This is a genomic window from Mesorhizobium australicum WSM2073, assembly GCF_000230995.2.
Classification (GTDB): domain Bacteria; phylum Pseudomonadota; class Alphaproteobacteria; order Rhizobiales; family Rhizobiaceae; genus Mesorhizobium; species Mesorhizobium australicum.
Window position 1 is genome coordinate 4,779,877 of the sequence record NC_019973.1, and the last position, 16,619, is coordinate 4,796,495.

Sequence of the window (16,619 nt, forward strand, 5' to 3'; positions counted from 1 at the left end):
GGCTCGTACTGTCCTCGGAACAAAATCAGGTGCCCTGCTCGTTGAACGGCGCCGGCCGCCACTTGACGACATAGTTCTCGAAGCGGGTGATGATGAATTCCACCACCAGCGCCATAACCGCCAGGATGATCATGGCGGCGAAGACGCCATTGGCGTTGAAGGCGCCCTGCGCGGTCGAGATCAGCAGGCCCATGCCTTGCTTGGCGCCGAGGAATTCGCCGACCACGGCGCCGACCAAGGCAAAGCCGAAGCTGACATGCAGGCTGGCCAGGATCCAGCTCATCGCCGACGGGATAATGACGGTGCGGGTGATCTGGAACGGCGAGGCACCGAGGATCTGGGCGTTGGCGATCATCGCCCTGTCGGCCTCGCGAACCCCCTGGAAGGCGTTGGCGAAAACGACGAAGAACACCATCACCACGGCGAGCGCCACTTTCGAGGCCATGCCGAGGCCGAGCGCGATGATGAAGACTGAGCCGAGCACGACGCGCGGCACGGAATTGGCGATCTTGATGTAGATCGAAAAGACATCGGCCAGCAGCCGGTTGCGGCCGAGAATGATGCCGGCGGCGATGCCGCCCAGTGCGCCGATGGCGAAGCCGAGGAAGGTTTCCTCCAGCGTCACATAGATCTGCAGCCAGAGCGGTCCCTGCGAGGTGCCCTCGGTGATCCAGGACCAGATCTGTTCCCAGATGCCCGAGGGGCTGGCGAAGAAGAACGGGTCGATGATGTTATAGTCGGCGCCGAGTTCCCACAGGCCAAGGAACGCAACGAGGATAGCCAGGCGCAGGCCGATGACCAAAGCATGGCGGCGGCGCAGCCGGGCCCTCGCCCGGGCCTCGGCAACGGCAATGGAGGCATCGCGGACGGCGGCATGGGAAGCGGTGGGAGAGATAGCGGTCATGTTGGTGTCTCCTCTCAATGCCCGCTCTGCAAGGTGCGGCTCTGGCCGAGCTGCACTTCTTCGCGCAGGTCGTTCCAGATCACCTTGGCGATCTCGACGAATTTCGGGTCGTAACGGATGTCGGCCATGACACGCGGACGCGGCAGGTCGATGCGGTAGACGCTCTTGACCGTTCCCGGCCCGGCGGTGAGCACATAGACCTTGTCGGCCAGCGCCACCGCCTCCTCCAGATCGTGGGTGACGAAGACGACGGAGGATTTCTGTTCCGACCACAGGCCGAGCAATTCGTCTTGCATGGCCGTGCGCGTCTGCATGTCGAGCGCACTGAACGGCTCGTCCATAAGCAGAATCTTCGGCTGGTTGATGAAGGTCTGGGCAAGGGCGACGCGCTTGCGCATGCCGCCCGAAAGCTGGTGCGGATAATGTTTTTCGAAGCGGCCGAGGCCGACGCGGGCGATCCAGTCGCGGGCCCGATCATAGGCCTGCGCCTTGGGGATCCCGCGATAAAGCGGACCGGCGGCGACATTGTCGATGACGCTTCGCCAGGGAAAAAGCGCATCGGCCTGGAAGACGAAACCGATGTCGCGGCTGATATCGGTGACCGGTTTGCCCATGACGCGGACATGACCTGTGGTCGGCCGCAGCAGGCCGGTGACGAGGTTGAGCGTCGTCGACTTGCCGCAGCCGGTCGGCCCGACGACGCAGGCGAATTCGCCACGCGCCACCGTCATGGTGAAGTCGCGGATCGCCGTCATCATATGGCCGTCGGGCGTGACGAAGCGTAGCGTCACATCATCGATGGCGATCGCGGCATCGGCCGGCGGCGCGGCCTGAGACAACTTCTCAGCCGCCATCGTTTGCACTTGCATGGCATACTCCTGTGGCGATGATGCGAGAATGCCTGCGGCCAAAACTTGTGGTCGCCATCTCTCGACATCGGTAGGCGCGCCGCTGCCAAATCGATTCAGGCCAGCGGCGCAACTTGTTGTTCCTCAAGAGCGAACCGGGTAACCCGCCTCGCCTGCCTGCCTACTTGGCGGCGTCGACGAATTCCGTCGTGAAGGTTTTCGACAGGTCGATCTGCTTGCCCTGCAGGCTCTTGGAGAAGGTCGACAGAACTTTCAGCACCGTCTCGGGGCCATCGGCCGGCATGCGTCCGTCGGGCGTGAACATCGCCTTGCCGCCGGCGAGCCCCTGGATATAGAGATCCTTGTTGCCGGCGTAATAGTCCTTCGGCATCTTGTCGGCGATCTCCTCGGCCGAATGGCCGGCGATGAACTTCATCGTCTTGACGAAGGCATTGGCGAGCTTCTGTGCTTCGTCCTTGTGGCCTTCGACCCAGGAAGACTGGACGTAGAAGGATGCCGCAGGATAGTCGCCGCCCAGCGCTTCCTTGGTCTTTTCGGGCGTGCGCATGTCGACCAGGACACTGGCCTCGCCGGTCTTGAGCAATTTCGCGATGGTCGGCTCCGTGGTCATGCCGGCCTGAATTTGGTCCTGCTTGACGGCGGCGATGAAGGTGTTGCCGGCGCCGACCGGCAGCAGCGTGTAATCACCCGGCTTCAGGCCGCTGCGGACGGCAAGATATTGGGTCAGGAAATCGGTCGACGACCCAAGCCCGGTGACGCCCAGCGTGGCGCCCTTGAAGTCGGCCGGCGACTTGATCTCCGGGTGCTTGGCGGAGACCAGTTCGACCTCGCCAGGGGCCTGGCTGAACTGGACGATCGACTCGATGTATTTGCCCTTTGACTGTAGGTCGACAGTGTGGTCATAAAAGCCGACAACGCCCTGCACGGCGCCGGCCAGCAATTCATTCTCGGCCTCGACGCCGGCTCGCGAGTTGATCAGTTCGACGTCGAGCCCCTCATCCTTGAAGTAGCCGAGCTGCTGGGTGAGCACGGCCGGCAGGTAAATCTGCTTTTCCATGCCGCCGACAATGATGGTGATCTTGTCCGCGGCGCACGCCGCGGTCGCGCCCGTGCCGACAATGGCGAGCGTCAGCGCCGCCGAACGCAAGATGCACTTCGAGATCAAACCGGTCATGTAACTTCCTCCACCTGGGCGGCGCGCCATCCAGGCTGCGCCGCATTCCTCCTGCCGGCCACTCCCGCACCGGTCACGCGGCGAACGCCGCAATGAATCAATTGCATGCCCAAGCTTTCAGCTGGCTTTCAGCCACTTTAGCAACCGGGAAATGAAAACAGCCAGGATTTGCTGGTTACGCTGCGCCAAAACCCAATACGTCGCGCATGTCGTATTCGCCGGGAGCGCGGCCCGCCACCCACAATGCCGCGGCGATGGCGCCGCGTGCAAACATGATGCGGTCACCAGCCGAATGCGCCAAGGTGACGGTCTCGCCTTCCGTGCAGAAGCTGACGCTGTGCTCACCAATGATGGCGCCACCCCGCGCCACCGCGAAGCCTATCTCGCCCGCCGGCCGCGCGCCGGTGACGCCATCGCGGACGCGCCTCGCAACCGTCTCCAGCCCGATTTCGCGTCCGCCGGCAACAGCCTGCCCCAGCATCAGCGCCGTGCCCGAAGGCGCGTCGATCTTGTGGCGATGATGCGCCTCGAAAATCTCCGCATCCCAGTCATCGGGGTCGAGCGCCCGCGCTGCCTGTTCGACCAATCCGACCAGCATGTTGAGCCCGAGCGAGAAGCTGCCGGAGCGCACGATGGCAATGGTTTTCGCGGCATGGGCGATGGTGGCCATCTCGGCGGGCTCGAAGCCTGTCGAGCCAATCACCAGGGCTGGCCCGCCCCTTCCGGCACACAATCTGGCCAGTTCCGCGGAGGCGGCCGGCGTGGTGAAGTCGACGACCACGTCAGCCATGGCAATTGCTTCGTCGCCGCTCACCAGCCCATCGCCGACACTGCCCGGACGGTGAAAGCAGCCGGCGAGCGCCAGACGCGCATCGGCCCGCACCGCATCCGCCATCTGGCGACCCATGCGGCCGAGAGCGCCTGATATGGCGATCCTGATCGGCGGCTGCGGCATCGGCTTCCTGCTATTTCCACATGCCGCGCATGCGCGCGCCGATGTCGACGCGCACCTCCGGCCGAGGCGCCCTGCCTTGCGCCGCTTGCGCGGCTGGCCACGAAAGCTGCTGGAACGCGGCGAGGATGGAGGCCGGAATGAAACGGGTGCGCGAGGCGTAGACATGGCGGTCGCCGCGTGCCGCCTGGCCATGCGGAAAGAAGCGCTGGGGCATGACGAGGTTGAGATTGTCCTTGGCCCGTGTCATCGCCACGTAGAGCAGCCGTCGCTCCTCCTCGATATCTTCCTTGGTGCCGACACCGAGATCGGCCGGAATGCAGCCATCGACCGTGTTCAGCACGAAGACGTTCTTCCACTCCTGGCCCTTGGCCGAGTGGATGGTCGACAGGATCAAATAGTCCTCGTCGCGGTGCGGAGGGCCGGCCTGGTCGCTGGTTGCGTCCGGCGGATCGAGCGTCAGCTCGGTCAGGAAGCGTTCGCGCGAAGCATAGCCCGAGCCGATTTGCTCGAGTTGCAGCAGGTCGGCGCGGCGCGTGATCGCATCCTCGTGGATGCGCTCCAGATGCGGTTCGTACCACAGCCTGACCTGTTCGAGATCGGCCGGCCATTTGGCGCCGGCGCGCAAGCCGGAATAGAGCGAGACGAAGCCGGGCCAGTCGTCGGCGGCGCGCTGCGGCGGACGCCAGCCGGCCAGGCCCATCGCCTCGTCCAGCGCCGATGTCATGGCCTCGACGACCTGCGCGGCCGCGGAAGGGCCAATGCCGGGAAGAAGCTGCAGCACGCGAAAGCCGGCGACACGATCGCGCGGATTTTCGGCAAAGCGCAGTACCGCCAGCACGTCCTTGACATGCGCGGCATCGAGGAATTTCAGGCCACCGAACTTGACGAAAGGGATGTTGCGCCGCGTCAGCTCGATCTCCAGCGGCCCGCTGTGGTGCGAGGCGCGAAACAGCACCGCCTGCGACTTCAGCGCGGTACCGGCCTCGCGCTCGGCAAGGATGGTGTCGCAGACGAAGTTCGCTTGCTCGACCTCGTCGCGCACGGTTACAAGTCTCGGTTTGTCGGCGGATTTGCGTTCCGACCACAGGTTCTTGGTGAAGCGCTCCGAGGCTTCGCCGATAACCGCGTTGGCGGCCGCCAGAATGGTCTCGGTCGAGCGATAATTGCGCTCCAGCATCACCACATCGGCGGTCCGCGCGAACTGTCTAGGGAAGTCGAGGATGTTGCGCACTTCGGCGGCCCGGAACGAATAGATCGACTGCGCGTCGTCACCGACGACCGTCAGCCCGGCGCCGTCGGGCTTGAGTGCCATCAGGATCGAGGCCTGCAGCCGGTTGGTGTCCTGGTATTCGTCGACCAGCACATGGTCGAACCGTCCGCCCAGATGCGTGGCGATTTCAGGCTCGGCGGTCATCTGCGCCCAGTAGAGCAGCAAATCGTCGTAATCGAGCACATTCTGCGCCTGCTTGGCCTCCACGTAACCGGCAAACAATTGCTTGAGCTGCTCGGCCCAGCCGGCGCACCAGGGGAAGGCGGACCCCAGGACCTCACCCAGCGGCGCCTGCGCGTTGACGGCGCGCGAATAGATGGCAAGGCAGGTGCCTTTGGTCGGAAAGCGCGCTTCCGTCCTGGAGAAACCGAGTTCGTGGCGCACGAGATTCATCAGATCGGCGGAATCCTCGCGATCATGGATGGTGAAGGCCGGATCGAGGCCGATCTCCAGCGCATAGTCCCGCAGCAGCCGCGCGCCGATACCATGAAAAGTGCCGGCCCAGGTCAGTGCGTCCGTGATCACTGCGGCGTCGCGGCCGAGCACTTCGCCGGCGATGCGCTCGACACGTCTCGCCATTTCGGATGCGGCGCGCCGCGAAAACGTCATCAGCAGGATGCGGCGCGGGTCGGCTCCCTTGACGATCAAGTGGGCGACGCGGTGCGCCAGCGTGTTGGTCTTGCCGGAGCCGGCGCCGGCGATAACCAGCAGCGGGCCTGCAATCTTGCCGTCGCCATGTTCGACGGCCTGGCGTTGGGCGTCGTTCAGCCGGGCGAGATAAGCCGGCTGGCCGGTCTGTTCCAAAAACGTCGAATCATGGGCGGCGAGGTTCATCGCCCATCAAGCATCGTTTCCGCTTTGTTCGCAACAGAGAAGCAGCTCCGCCAATACAGCGGGAGCAATCAGCGTTTCGGGTCAACGCCCATCGACGCCGACTGCCGGCGTAGCGCCTCGCGGTCGTTTGCGGGCGCTGGCAGCAAGAGCGGATCGACACTGTCGGGAACCTCGTCGATCATCTTGCGGGCGAGACGGTAAGTGACAAAGGCCAGCGTGCCAACCAGAAGCAAACGGATCATGCGGCGGTCCTCCTTCGCTGGGTCAACCTGAGGCAGGGGATTTTGTTCCCTCGGCGCAATCGTGCAACCAAACCGACACCGCCTCGTTCTGCGGGTGGAGGAAGTAGCCATGAAAAAGCTGGGACTGATCCTCGCGCTGGTGACTTTGGCTTTCTCGGCCTGCGACAACAAATTGCCGCCGACAAAGGCGACTGGGGCCGATCAAGATCTCGCCATTCCTGTCGTGAACAATGGCATTGCCAGCCAGTGAATGGAGCATTGCGCAAAAACGATTGCGGGATCTTCACCGCATTGCCGCGATGCATTCCTCGAGACGCTCGAGGCGGAACTTGGCATTGCGCAGCTCGTGGCCTGCGTCCTGGCGCAGCTGTCGTGTCTGCGCCGAGGCGGCGGTCAAGTCTCGTTCGAGTTGAGCGATGCGGGCGCGCACCCGCCGCGCTTCGTCCTGACGCACCGCCTTTATCCAGCTCCGCCCGCGCATCTATGAACCCGCAGCATCCAAAAGCGTGCCACAGCCATAACAGTAAAACCCTAACTTCCGCCGAGCGCGAGCGTTCTAACTTTAACGAAATCTAATTTAGCATGCAGGAGAGAAGGCCGGCGCCGCTTGGGAGGTAATCTGATAGCGCCGGCCAGGCGGATATCAAGTCCGCCGCGTGAGCGAGGCTAGCTGAGTCTTGCCGTAGCGTCATGCCAGATCAAGGATTTCGGCCTTTCCCCGGCGTTTTCCCCCGCTAAATGCCGCGAAAATCCCCCCGGGGGTTCAGGTCCCAAGCCGCTGCCTGGCGATGGCGGCATGGAAACTGGCGCCGAACAACAGCCCGTCGTCGTTGAAGTCGTAACTGGAATTGTGAAGCGGTGCCGAGGCCTCGCCGTTGCCGAGGAAGACGAAGCAGCCCGGCACGTGGTCGAGGAAGCGGGCGAAATCCTCCGACGCCGTCATCGGCTCGCGGGCGACCGCGATATTGCCGCGTTCGAAAACAGTCCCGGCGGCGGCAAAGGCCGCGTCGACCAGTTCGGCATCGTTGCGCAAAGGCACGAATTCCCTGGTGTAGTTGACCTCGGCGGCAACGTTGTAAGCGGTAGCGATGCCTTCGGCGATGATGCGCATCTGGCATTCGATCTTGGCGCTCACCTCGGGGCGGAAGCTGCGCGCGTCGCCAAGGATGCGGGCGATGCCCGGCAGTGCGTTGCGGGTGCCATCGGTGATCAGTTCGGTCACCGAAACCACGGAGATGTCGGCCGGGCTCAGCCGGCGCGAGACGATGGTCTGCAGGTTGGTAACCAGCGCACAGGCGGCGACCAGCGTTTCCTGACCCGAATGCGGCCGCGCAGCGTGACCGCCCAATCCCCTGAGCACGATCTCGAAGACGTCTTCGGCCGACATGACCGGGCCGGCGCGGGTCTCGAAATGTCCAACCGGCAAGCCCGGCATGTTGTGCAGGCCAAAGATCTCGTCGAAGGGAAAGCGCTGCATCAGGCCATCGTCGAGCATCGCCAACGCGCCTTTGCCCCATTCCTCCGCCGGCTGGAAGATGAAGCGCACGGTGCCGTCGAAACCGCCCTCCCCGGCCATGAGCTTGGCCGCACCGAGCAGCATCGCCGTGTGGCCGTCATGGCCGCAGGCATGCATGATTCCGGGATTGCCGGAGCGGTATGGCGCGGTTGATTGCTCTGATATGCGCAGAGCGTCCATGTCGGCTCGCAGCGCGATCGCGCGGTTGCCGCTGCCGCGCTTCAAAGTCCCGACGACGCCGGTGCCGCCGACACCCTCGGCGACATCGTCCAGGCCGAATTCGCGCAGCTTGGCGGCAACGAAGGCCGCGGTGCGCTCCTCCTCGAAGCCGAATTCAGGGTGCGCGTGCAGATCATGCCGCCATTCGGTCATCTCCAGCTTCAGCACATCACGATCGATTTCAGCCATCGCCTGATACCTCCTGATCCGCAAGCTGGGCGACGATATCAAGCAGGATGTTGGCGCCGGCGACAAGCTCGGCATCGGCGGTATGTTCGCGCGGATTGTGGCTGATGCCACCGGCGCTCGGCACGAAAATCATCGCCGCGGGCGCGAGGCGCGCCATCATCTGCGCATCGTGGCCGGCGCCTGAGGTCATGCGCTTGGATGCATACCCGCGCTTCTTCGCGGCAGCTTCGATCAATTCGACAATGCTTATATCGAAGATCACCGGCTCGAAGCGGGCCAGCCGCTCGACCGAGATCGCGACGCCACCATCGGCGGCCAGGTTCTCAAGAAACGCGGCGAGTGCGGCTTCCTCGGCTTGCAGGCGATGCTCGAAAGGGTCGCGCAGGTCGACGGTGAAGACGGCGCGCGAGGGAATGACATTGATGGCGTTTGGCTCGAAACGCATCGTTCCGACCGTTGCAACGGTCGGCGTGTTCGAGGCTTTGGCGCGGTCGTGCAGGAACGTGACGACACGCGCGGCCGCATGCCCGGCGTCATTGCGCATCGACATCGGCGTGGTGCCGGCGTGGTTGGCGACGCCGTCTATGGTGATGCGCTGCCAGGAGATGCCTTGCAGGTTTTCCACAGCACCGATCGGCACGCCTTCGCGTTCCAGAACCGGGCCCTGCTCGATATGCAATTCGAGATAGACGTGCGGCTTGAGGAAGCCTGGCTCCTCGTCGCCGGCATAGCCGATGCGGGCCAGTTCCTCTCCCAGCACGCTTCCGTCGGTGCCGACGGCCGCCAGCGCCTCGTCGATACCGACGCCGCCGGCATGGACCAGTGAACCCATCATGTCGGGGGAATAGCGAACCCCTTCCTCGTTGGTGAAGGCGGCGACCGCGAGCGGTCGCGACGGGACAAGAGCCGACGCCTTCAACGTCTCGATCACCTCCAGCCCGGCGAGCACGCCGTAGCAGCCGTCATAGATGCCGGCATCGATGACGGTGTCGATATGCGAGCCGACGAGGATCGGCGCATGGCCGGCATTCGCCGGCGCCTGCCAGACGCCGAAGATATTTCCCATGCGATCGATGGCGATTTCGAGACCGGCCTCGCGCAGCCAGCCGACGAAGCGGTCGCGACCCAGCCTGTCGGCGTCGGAGGCGGCCAGCCGCACCAATCTGCCCTCGCCATCACGACCGATGCCGCCGAGTTCGCGGATGCGGCCAAGCAGCCTTTGTGCGTCGATCGAGGTCATCGCATCGATCAAGGTCATGGCGTCGCTCCAGAAAGCACCTTGCCGGCAAGCACATCCGCCGGACTCGTGCCGACGAGTTCGGCATAGCGGCGGGGATCTGTCGCGCCTTCGGTGTTGACGACCAGCACGCGCGAAGTGGCGTCGAGGCCAAGCTCGGCCTTATGATCGGCCATCGCCCGGATCAGCCCGGCAAGGCCGACCCCGCCGCTTTCACCGGCGACGATGGCCGGATCGTTGCCGGCCGGGCGTGCCAGCCGCCGCATCACGGCGATGGCTTCGTCCTCGTCGACGGTCATGAAGGCATCGGCGACGCGTGCCAGCACGCGCCAGGCGACCGGCGAGGCCTCGTAGCATTCGAGCATCGCCATGACTGTCGCCTCGCCATGCGCGATCTTGACCGGGTGCCCGGCCTTGGCGGCGCCGAAAACGCAGGCGGCACGGGCGGGTTCCACCACCGTGAAAACCGGCCTGGCTTCGCCAAGCACGATGGCGAGATGGCCGCCGACCGCCGCCGCGATGCCGCCGACGCCGGCCTGCACGAAGACATGGGTCGGCGGTTCGGAGACCTGGCCCAGCGCCTCGCGCACGATCGCGGTGTAGCCCTGCATGACGAGGCCCGGAATGCGTTCGTAGCCCGGCCATGAGGTATCGGAAACCACCGTCCAGCCCTTCTCCGCGGCGACGCGCGCCGCCTGCCTGACCGAATCGTCGTAGTTGCCGTCGACGCGGATCATCTCCGCCCCATAGCGGGCGATGGCCGCGACGCGCCCGTCGCTGACGCCGGCATGGACAAAGATCGCTGCCTTTGCGCCGACAAGCTCGGCGCCTTGCGCGACGGAGCGGCCATGATTGCCGTCGGTAGCGCAAGCAACCGTCATGGTCGCAGCGACCGACCGGACTTCGGGCCGATCGAGATCGCCGACATCGACGGAGCGGCCGAGCCGCTTGCTTGCCTCCTCCAGGACCAGGCGGAAGACCGCATAGGCGCCGCCCAGCGCCTTGAAGCTGCCTAGGCCGAGGCGAAAGCCCTCATCCTTGACATACAAGGTGCCGAGACCGAGTTCGCCAGCCAACGCCGGCAGGGCGTGCAGCGGCGTCGCCAAGTGATTGTCACGGCGGGCAAGGAAACGCTCGACAGTGTCCGCCCCGGCGATGCCGAGGGTTTCGGCATCGGCCTCGTCCAGCGGCTGGCGGTGCAAGGCATGGCGATTGGGCAGGAACATTGCGGTCTCTCCTTGGCGTCCAAGAGAAGATATATTGCAAACCCTGCGCAAAAAGCGCCGCAATTTAGCTCTTGAAATGCAAGTTTGTTTCGTCAGGATAGCAATGTCTCAGTCGCCAGCCTCACTCGACAGCTTCGATCTCGCCATCCTTGCCATCCTGCAGCGGGACAACACGACGCCGCAACGGCTGATCGGCGAGGCGGTGAACCTGTCGGCGCCAGCCGTGCAGCGCCGCATCAAGCGCATGGAGCAGACCGGCGTCATTACCGGCAATGTCGCCATTGTCGAGCCGGCGGCCGTCGGCCAGCCGATCACTATCTTCGTCGAGGTGGAGCTCGAGAGCGAACGCACCGAACTGATCGACGAAGCCAAGCGGCAATTCTCGGCGGAGCCGCAAGTACAGCAATGCTATTATGTCACCGGCGAGGCCGACTTCATCCTCGTCATCGCCGTGGCCGACATGGGCGCCTACGAGGCGCTGACGCGAAAACTGTTCTTCGGCAGCAACAATGTGCGGAAGTTCCGCACCTTCGTCGCCATGGACCGCGTCAAGGTCGGGTTGACGGTGCCCCTGCCTGGATGAGCCGGTGCACCCTTGCCACGTTTCTGACATTCTGGATCGCCAATTGGAGGGGGAGGCGCGCATGGACGAAACCACGAAAGTCGCGATCATCGGTGCCGGGCCGGCGGGCCTGGCGGTTGCCGCATGTCTTCGCCAGGCCGGGCAGGATTTCGTCATGCTTGAGAAGGAGCAGCAGGCCGCGCCAGCCTGGCGGCGTCACTATGACCGTGTGCATCTGCATACGACCAAGCGTTACTCCTCGCTGCCCTTCGTTCCCTTCCCAAGGGATTATCCGCGCTATGTGCCGCGCCACCTCGTGGTCGAGTATCTCGACGCCTATGCAAAAGGCTTCGCCCTGGAGCCCCGCTTCGGCGAAACGGTGCGAGCGGTCGCCAGGGATGGCCGCGGTTGGCGGGTGGAATCGACCTCCGGCGCCTTACGCGCTTCGCATGTGGTGATCGCGTCCGGCTACAATGCCGAACCCTTGCTGCCCAGATTTGCCGGCATCGAGGCCTTCAAGGGCAAGACGCTGCACAGCGCCGACTATCGCAACGCCGCGCCTTTTGCCGGCCAATCGGTGCTGGTCGTCGGCATGGGCAATACCGGCGCGGAGATTGCGCTCGACCTGGTGGAAGGCGGCGCCCGACCGACGATCTCGGTGCGCGGGGGCGTTCACATCGTCCCGCGCGAACTGTTCGGCGTGCCGATCCAGATGGTCGGCATGGCGACGCGGCTCGGGCCGCAGCGCATCAACGACGCGCTGTTCCCCGTCATCCTCGATCTGGTGCTGGGGAGGCTGGAGAAGTTTGGGCTCAGACGGCCGAAGCAGGGATTGCTGCAGCAGATCGCCCTTGCGTCGCGCATTCCGGTGATCGATGTCGGCACCATCGGCAAGATCCGGGAAGGTGCTATCAAGGTGGCGCCCGACATCGCCGAAATCTCGGAACGCGGTGCCCGTTTTGCGGACGGCAAGCACGGCGAATTCGACGCCATCCTCTTCGCCACCGGCTATCGGCCGGGCTATGCCAGGTTCCTCGAACCCGGCGTGGAGCCCGGCCCCAGCGGCGTCAATGCCCGAGCTTCGGATCTCGGCCTTTATCTGGTCGGCTTTCACAACGCGGTCACCGGGCTGTTGCGCGAAATCGGCATCGAGGCCCAGGCGGTCGGCGATGACATCCGCCAACGGCAAAACAGGAAAAAGGTGGCCGAAACCCTGCCGGTGTGATGGGCTCGCGGACGACCTGGCTCCGCTCGGCTCAATCCGCCTTGCGCAGCCAGACCTTGTTGTCGTGAAAGGCAGCGCCGCCATAGGGTGCGGGGGCGTCGGCGCCGGTCAGCACATTGATGCCCTCGCCGCGCTCATGCGCGCTGTTCGGCCAGATACCCTCGGCGATCACGACGCCGCGCTTGATGCCGCCGAACAGTCTGGCGTGCAGCACCACCTCGCCGCGCATGTTGCCGATCTCGACACGGTCGCCCTCGGCCAGCCCTAGAGCCGCCGCGTCCTCGGGATGCAGCAGGAGTTCCGGGCGGACCTCCTTGGCCTTCGACACCGGTGTTTCGGAAAAGGTCGAGTTGAGGAAGTTGCGCGCCGGCGAGGTCGTCAGCCGGAACGGATGGGCTTCGTCAGCCACCTCGATCAGGTCGACATGATCAGGAAATTCGGGCAATCGCGCCACCGGGCCGAACAGGCCCATGCTCTTCGGCGGCCGGTTCGGAGCCGCCTGGCCGGTCCAGTCGGCGCGAAAACGGAATTTCCCATCCGCATGGCCAAAGCCCCGGATGAAATGCGCCGTGTCGAAATCCGGCTGCAGATCAATCCACTTCTGCTCTTCCAAGCTGGCGAAGCTGCCCAACCCGCGCTTGCCAAGGATGATGTCGATATGCTGCTGCTCGGTCAGCCCGAAGCCCGGCCTGTCGGCGACACCAAGGCGCCCGGCCAGCTGCTCGATGACGAAATGGTTGGTGCGCGGCCCTTCCGGCGGTTCGATCAGCTTGGGGCCGAGCGTGATGTGCTGGTTGCCGCCGCCCTTGTAGATGTCGTCATGCTCGACGAACATCGTCGCCGGCAGCACGACGTCGGCCAGCTTGGCCGTGTCGGTCATGAACTGCTCGTGCACGCAGGTGAACAAATCGTCTCGCAAAAATCCCTGCTTCACCAGCCGCTGCTCGGGCGCGACATTCACCGGATTGGTGTTCTGGATCAGCATCGCCGTCACCGGCGGTCCGCCATAGAGCGCGTCACTGGCGCCGGTCAGCACCGGGCCGATGCGGGAATGGTCGAGATAGCGGATCGAGGGATCGCGCATGCGCGTGCCCTCGAGCACCTCCTGGTTGAGCTTGAAGATGCCGGAATTGGAATGGAAGGCGCCGCCGCCCTCATACTGCCAGGCGCCGGTGACGGCGGCGATGCATGACGCGGCATGCATGTTGACGGCGCCGTTGCGCTGGCGGGCAAAGCCGTAGCCGAGGCGAAAATAGGTCTTTTTCGTCGTGCCGACGAGGCGCGCGAAGGTCTCGATCTCGGCGACCGTCAAACCGGTAATATCAGCCGCCCATTCCGGCGTGCGGGTAACGAGATGCGCCTCCAGGCCCTTCGGATCGTCCGTATATTTCTGCAGATAGGCGCGGTCGGCCAGGCCCTCGCGAAACAGGACATGCATGACGGCACAAGCGAGCGCGCCGTCGGTGCCGGGCTTCAGGACCAGACCGATGTCGGCCTGCTTCATCGTCGCATTCTCATAGACGTCGATGACCACGATCTTCGCGCCGCGTTCCTTGCGCGCCTTGACGGCGTGGGTCATCACATTGACCTGCGTGACCACGGCGTTGGTGCCCCAGATCACCACGCAGTCGGATTTCGCCATCTCGCGCGGGTCCGGTCCGCGCAGCGCGCCTGCCCCCATCATCCAGCCGGTCCAGGCGAGATTGGTGCAGATCGAGCCGAAGAAGCCCGAGTATTTTTTCGCGTGGCGCAACCTCTCGATGCCGTCGCGCTGCACCAGCCCCATCGTGCCGGCATAGTAATAGGGCCAGACCGTCTCGGAGCCGTACTTCGCTTCGGCCGCGTCGAATTTCTCGGCGACGAGGTCGAGAGCGGCCTCCCAGCTAGATTCCTGCCAGACGCCCTCGCCCTTGGCGCCCTTGCGCACCAACGGCTTCAGCAGACGATCGGGGTGATGGACGCGGTCGGCATAGCGGGCGACCTTGGCGCAGACGACGCCCGATGTGTAGCTGTTGGCCTTGGCGCCATGGACCCGGCCGATGCGGTTGCCGTCGAGCAATTCGACCTCGAGAGCACAGGTCGACGGGCAATCATGCGGACAGGCCGAATGGCCGATGCGGAGGTTGGCGTGCTGGTTCATGGCCCCTGTTTAGCGGGTTTCGGGAGTGGCGTGTAGGGCCAGATAATCAGCCAATCTCCCCCTCGTCGGGAGACTACGCACCCTACTCCGCCGTGCCTTCCTCATATTCGGCCGACATGGTCAGCCATTTTTCCTCGTGGCCTGCCAGCGTCTGCGCAAGCTGCGAGCGCTCCTTGGCGAGCCGCGTCGCGGTTGAGGGATCCTTTTCATAGACCGCCGGATTGGACAGCTCGTCCTCGATGCCGTCGATGCGTTTGCGGATGCGATCCATCAGCGCCTCGGTGGCGCGGATTTCCTTGGCCAGCGGTTCGAAGGCGGCGCGGCGTGCGGCCGCGTCGCGGCGACGGTCGGCTTTTGACGCCTTGTCCGCTTCGCGCTTGCCACGGCGGTCGCTGGAAACGCCGGTGACCAGCGTCTTGTAATCCTCCAGGTCGCCGTCATAGGGATTGACCGCACCGTCCTTGACCAGCCACAGCCGGTCGGCGGTCGCTTCCAGCAGATGGCGGTCGTGCGAAATCAGGATAACGGCGCCGGGAAATTCGTTCAGCGCATGGATCAGCGATTCGCGGCTGTCGATGTCGAGATGGTTGGTCGGTTCGTCGAGGATGAACAGGTTCGGGCCCTCGAAGGCAGACAGGCCCATCAGAAGGCGCGCCTTCTCGCCACCGGACAGGTCCTTGGCGGGCGTATTCATTTTCTCGGTCGTGAGGCCGAACTGGGCAACGCGGCCGCGCACTTTCGATTCCGGCGCCTCCGGCATCAGCCGGCGGACGTGCTCATAGGCATTCTCCTCAGGACGCAGATCGTCGAGCTGGTGCTGGGCGAAGATCGCCACCTTCAAACCCGGCGCCACCGTCATGGTGCCGGTTTCCTGCTTCAGGCGACCCGACAGAAGTTTGGCGAAGGTCGACTTGCCGTTGCCATTGGCACCGAGCAGCGCGATGCGGTCGTCGGCATCGATACGCAGCGTCATCTTCTTCAGGATCGGCTGACCCTCGGTGTAGCCGACATTGACGTTGTTCAGCGCCACGATCGGCGAGGCCACGGTCTTCACAGGCTCGGGGAAAGAGAACGGCCGTACCGTGTCGTTGACGATGGCCGAGATCGGCTTCATCTTTTCCAACGCCTTGATGCGCGACTGTGCCTGCCTTGCCTTGGAGGCCTTTGCGCGAAAACGCTCGACGAAGGATTCCATGTGCTTGCGGGCGGCCTCCTGCTTAACCCGGCCCTTTTCCTGCAATTCCTTCTGCTCGGTATACTGGCGCTCGAACTGGTCGTAGCCGCCGCGCCAGAACGTCAGCCTCTTCTGGTCGAGATGAACGATCGAATTGACGGCACGGTTGAGCAGATCTCGGTCGTGCGAAATCAGAAGCACCGTGTGCGGATACTTTGAAACATAGTTCTCAAGCCACAACGTCCCTTCAAGGTCGAGATAGTTGGTCGGCTCGTCGAGCAACAGAAGGTCGGGCTCCGAAAACAGCACGGCGGCCAACGCAACGCGCATGCGCCAGCCGCCGGAGAAGGACGAGGCCGGACGGCGCTGCGCGGCGTCGTCGAAGCCTAGGCCGGCCAGGATGGTGGCCGCGCGAGACTCGGCCGAATGGGCGTCGATATCGGCCAGCCGCATGTGGATGTCGGCGATGCGGTGCGGATCGGTGGCGGTCTTTTCCTCTTCGAGGAGCGCGGAACGTTCGAGGTCGGCCTTGAGCACGATCTCGATCAGCGGGTCCTCGGTGCCGGGCGCTTCCTGCGCCACCTGACCGATCCGCGTATTCTTCGGCAGGCTGATCGAACCGGTCTCGGAGGGGAAATCGCCTGTTATGGCCTTGAACAGCGTCGTCTTGCCGGTCCCGTTGCGGCCGACAAGACCGGCCTTGGTGCCGGCCGGCAGGGTGAGCGAGGCGTGGTCGAGAAGCAGGCGCCCCGCCATGCGGAGCGAGAGGTCGTTGATGATAAGCATGGCCGCGCTTTTGCACTGGACACCAACGCTTCGCAAGACCTTGCGGGCCAGTTGGCCGCACAAGGCCTGGAAACGGCGCCCACAACCGCGCCGTCAG

The 16,619-nt window shown here is 64.4% G+C and carries 15 protein-coding genes; 3 read left to right on the forward strand and 12 right to left on the reverse strand.

The features are described 5' to 3' along the window. Window positions 1–25 precede the first annotated feature (25 nt). The 6 genes from MESAU_RS23140 to MESAU_RS31545 all read right to left on the reverse strand — a co-directional run bounded on the left by MESAU_RS23140 (window position 26) and on the right by MESAU_RS31545 (window position 6,248). Window positions 26–904, reverse strand: coding sequence for an ABC transporter permease (locus tag MESAU_RS23140; protein ID WP_015318444.1), 879 nt, complete (start codon window positions 902–904; stop codon window positions 26–28). 14 nt (window positions 905–918) lie between these two features. Next, window positions 919–1,773: an ABC transporter ATP-binding protein gene (locus tag MESAU_RS23145; protein WP_015318445.1), complete on the reverse strand. Its 855-nt coding sequence runs from the start codon at window positions 1,771–1,773 to the stop codon at window positions 919–921. Between the two features lie 160 nt (window positions 1,774–1,933). Continuing rightward, on the reverse strand, window positions 1,934–2,947 hold the full coding sequence (locus MESAU_RS23150) for an ABC transporter substrate-binding protein (protein WP_015318446.1): 1,014 nt from the start codon (window positions 2,945–2,947) through the stop codon (window positions 1,934–1,936). A gap of 175 nt (window positions 2,948–3,122) precedes the next feature. Next, the gene (gene dapB, locus MESAU_RS23155) at window positions 3,123–3,902 is read right to left on the reverse strand and encodes a 4-hydroxy-tetrahydrodipicolinate reductase (RefSeq protein ID WP_015318447.1); all 780 of its coding nucleotides are present in this window, start codon (window positions 3,900–3,902) and stop codon (window positions 3,123–3,125) included. A 10-nt stretch (window positions 3,903–3,912) separates the two neighbouring features. After that, complete coding sequence (locus tag MESAU_RS23160; protein ID WP_015318448.1) at window positions 3,913–6,006, reverse strand: ATP-dependent helicase; 2,094 nt, start codon at window positions 6,004–6,006, stop codon at window positions 3,913–3,915. Between the two features lie 68 nt (window positions 6,007–6,074). Beyond that, complete coding sequence (locus MESAU_RS31545; protein ID WP_015318449.1) at window positions 6,075–6,248, reverse strand: hypothetical protein; 174 nt, start codon at window positions 6,246–6,248, stop codon at window positions 6,075–6,077. A 109-nt stretch (window positions 6,249–6,357) separates the two neighbouring features. On the opposite strand from MESAU_RS31545, the gene MESAU_RS31550 reads away from it, so the two are divergent. Beyond that, entirely contained in the window at window positions 6,358–6,498 is a 141-nt protein-coding gene (locus MESAU_RS31550; RefSeq protein WP_015318450.1) for a hypothetical protein, read from the forward strand. A 33-nt stretch (window positions 6,499–6,531) separates the two neighbouring features. Here the strand turns inward: MESAU_RS31550 and MESAU_RS23165 are convergent, their stop codons facing one another. The 4 genes from MESAU_RS23165 to MESAU_RS23180 all read right to left on the reverse strand — a co-directional run bounded on the left by MESAU_RS23165 (window position 6,532) and on the right by MESAU_RS23180 (window position 10,635). Beyond that, on the reverse strand, window positions 6,532–6,702 hold the full coding sequence (locus MESAU_RS23165; RefSeq protein ID WP_224525574.1) for a hypothetical protein: 171 nt from the start codon (window positions 6,700–6,702) through the stop codon (window positions 6,532–6,534). A 309-nt stretch (window positions 6,703–7,011) separates the two neighbouring features. After that, entirely contained in the window at window positions 7,012–8,172 is a 1,161-nt protein-coding gene (locus MESAU_RS23170; protein ID WP_015318452.1) for a M20 aminoacylase family protein, read from the reverse strand. Next, window positions 8,165–9,412: a Zn-dependent hydrolase gene (locus tag MESAU_RS23175; protein ID WP_041163871.1), complete on the reverse strand. Its 1,248-nt coding sequence runs from the start codon at window positions 9,410–9,412 to the stop codon at window positions 8,165–8,167. The genes MESAU_RS23170 and MESAU_RS23175 overlap by 8 nt, the downstream gene beginning before the upstream one ends. Window positions 9,413–9,426: 14 nt before the next feature. Then, window positions 9,427–10,635, reverse strand: coding sequence for a diaminopropionate ammonia-lyase (locus MESAU_RS23180; protein ID WP_015318454.1), 1,209 nt, complete (start codon window positions 10,633–10,635; stop codon window positions 9,427–9,429). A 103-nt stretch (window positions 10,636–10,738) separates the two neighbouring features. On the opposite strand from MESAU_RS23180, the gene MESAU_RS23185 reads away from it, so the two are divergent. Both MESAU_RS23185 and MESAU_RS23190 read left to right on the forward strand, forming a co-directional pair. After that, window positions 10,739–11,218: an Lrp/AsnC family transcriptional regulator gene (locus MESAU_RS23185; protein WP_015318455.1), complete on the forward strand. Its 480-nt coding sequence runs from the start codon at window positions 10,739–10,741 to the stop codon at window positions 11,216–11,218. A gap of 61 nt (window positions 11,219–11,279) precedes the next feature. Then, on the forward strand, window positions 11,280–12,422 hold the full coding sequence (locus MESAU_RS23190; RefSeq protein ID WP_015318456.1) for a flavin-containing monooxygenase: 1,143 nt from the start codon (window positions 11,280–11,282) through the stop codon (window positions 12,420–12,422). A gap of 31 nt (window positions 12,423–12,453) precedes the next feature. Here the strand turns inward: MESAU_RS23190 and MESAU_RS23195 are convergent, their stop codons facing one another. Both MESAU_RS23195 and MESAU_RS23200 read right to left on the reverse strand, forming a co-directional pair. Next, the gene (locus tag MESAU_RS23195; protein ID WP_015318457.1) at window positions 12,454–14,562 is read right to left on the reverse strand and encodes a molybdopterin-containing oxidoreductase family protein; all 2,109 of its coding nucleotides are present in this window, start codon (window positions 14,560–14,562) and stop codon (window positions 12,454–12,456) included. A gap of 82 nt (window positions 14,563–14,644) precedes the next feature. Next, window positions 14,645–16,522 carry an ABC-F family ATP-binding cassette domain-containing protein gene (locus MESAU_RS23200; RefSeq protein WP_015318458.1) on the reverse strand — a complete coding sequence of 626 codons (1,878 nt, stop codon included), beginning with the start codon at window positions 16,520–16,522 and terminating at the stop codon, window positions 14,645–14,647. Window positions 16,523–16,619: the final 97 nt, after the last annotated feature.

What these genes read in the sequence shown, in the direction of transcription:
- MESAU_RS23180 (WP_015318454.1), bottom strand. Translation starts at nt 10,635, where the DNA reads ATGTTCCTGCCCAATCGCCATGCCTTGCACCGCCAGCCGCTGGACGAG.
- MESAU_RS23140 (WP_015318444.1), bottom strand. Translation starts at nt 904, where the DNA reads ATGACCGCTATCTCTCCCACCGCTTCCCATGCCGCCGTCCGCGATGCC.
- MESAU_RS23175 (WP_041163871.1), bottom strand. Translation starts at nt 9,412, where the DNA reads ATGACCTCGATCGACGCACAAAGGCTGCTTGGCCGCATCCGCGAACTC.
- MESAU_RS23145 (WP_015318445.1), bottom strand. Translation starts at nt 1,773, where the DNA reads ATGCAAGTGCAAACGATGGCGGCTGAGAAGTTGTCTCAGGCCGCGCCG.
- MESAU_RS23195 (WP_015318457.1), bottom strand. Translation starts at nt 14,562, where the DNA reads ATGAACCAGCACGCCAACCTCCGCATCGGCCATTCGGCCTGTCCGCAT.
- MESAU_RS23150 (WP_015318446.1), bottom strand. Translation starts at nt 2,947, where the DNA reads ATGACCGGTTTGATCTCGAAGTGCATCTTGCGTTCGGCGGCGCTGACG.
- MESAU_RS23190 (WP_015318456.1), top strand. Translation starts at nt 11,280, where the DNA reads ATGGACGAAACCACGAAAGTCGCGATCATCGGTGCCGGGCCGGCGGGC.
- MESAU_RS31550 (WP_015318450.1), top strand. Translation starts at nt 6,358, where the DNA reads ATGAAAAAGCTGGGACTGATCCTCGCGCTGGTGACTTTGGCTTTCTCG.
- MESAU_RS23170 (WP_015318452.1), bottom strand. Translation starts at nt 8,172, where the DNA reads ATGGCTGAAATCGATCGTGATGTGCTGAAGCTGGAGATGACCGAATGG.
- MESAU_RS23185 (WP_015318455.1), top strand. Translation starts at nt 10,739, where the DNA reads ATGTCTCAGTCGCCAGCCTCACTCGACAGCTTCGATCTCGCCATCCTT.
- MESAU_RS23200 (WP_015318458.1), bottom strand. Translation starts at nt 16,522, where the DNA reads ATGCTTATCATCAACGACCTCTCGCTCCGCATGGCGGGGCGCCTGCTT.
- MESAU_RS23160 (WP_015318448.1), bottom strand. Translation starts at nt 6,006, where the DNA reads ATGAACCTCGCCGCCCATGATTCGACGTTTTTGGAACAGACCGGCCAG.
- dapB (WP_015318447.1), bottom strand. Translation starts at nt 3,902, where the DNA reads ATGCCGCAGCCGCCGATCAGGATCGCCATATCAGGCGCTCTCGGCCGC.
- MESAU_RS31545 (WP_015318449.1), bottom strand. Translation starts at nt 6,248, where the DNA reads ATGATCCGTTTGCTTCTGGTTGGCACGCTGGCCTTTGTCACTTACCGT.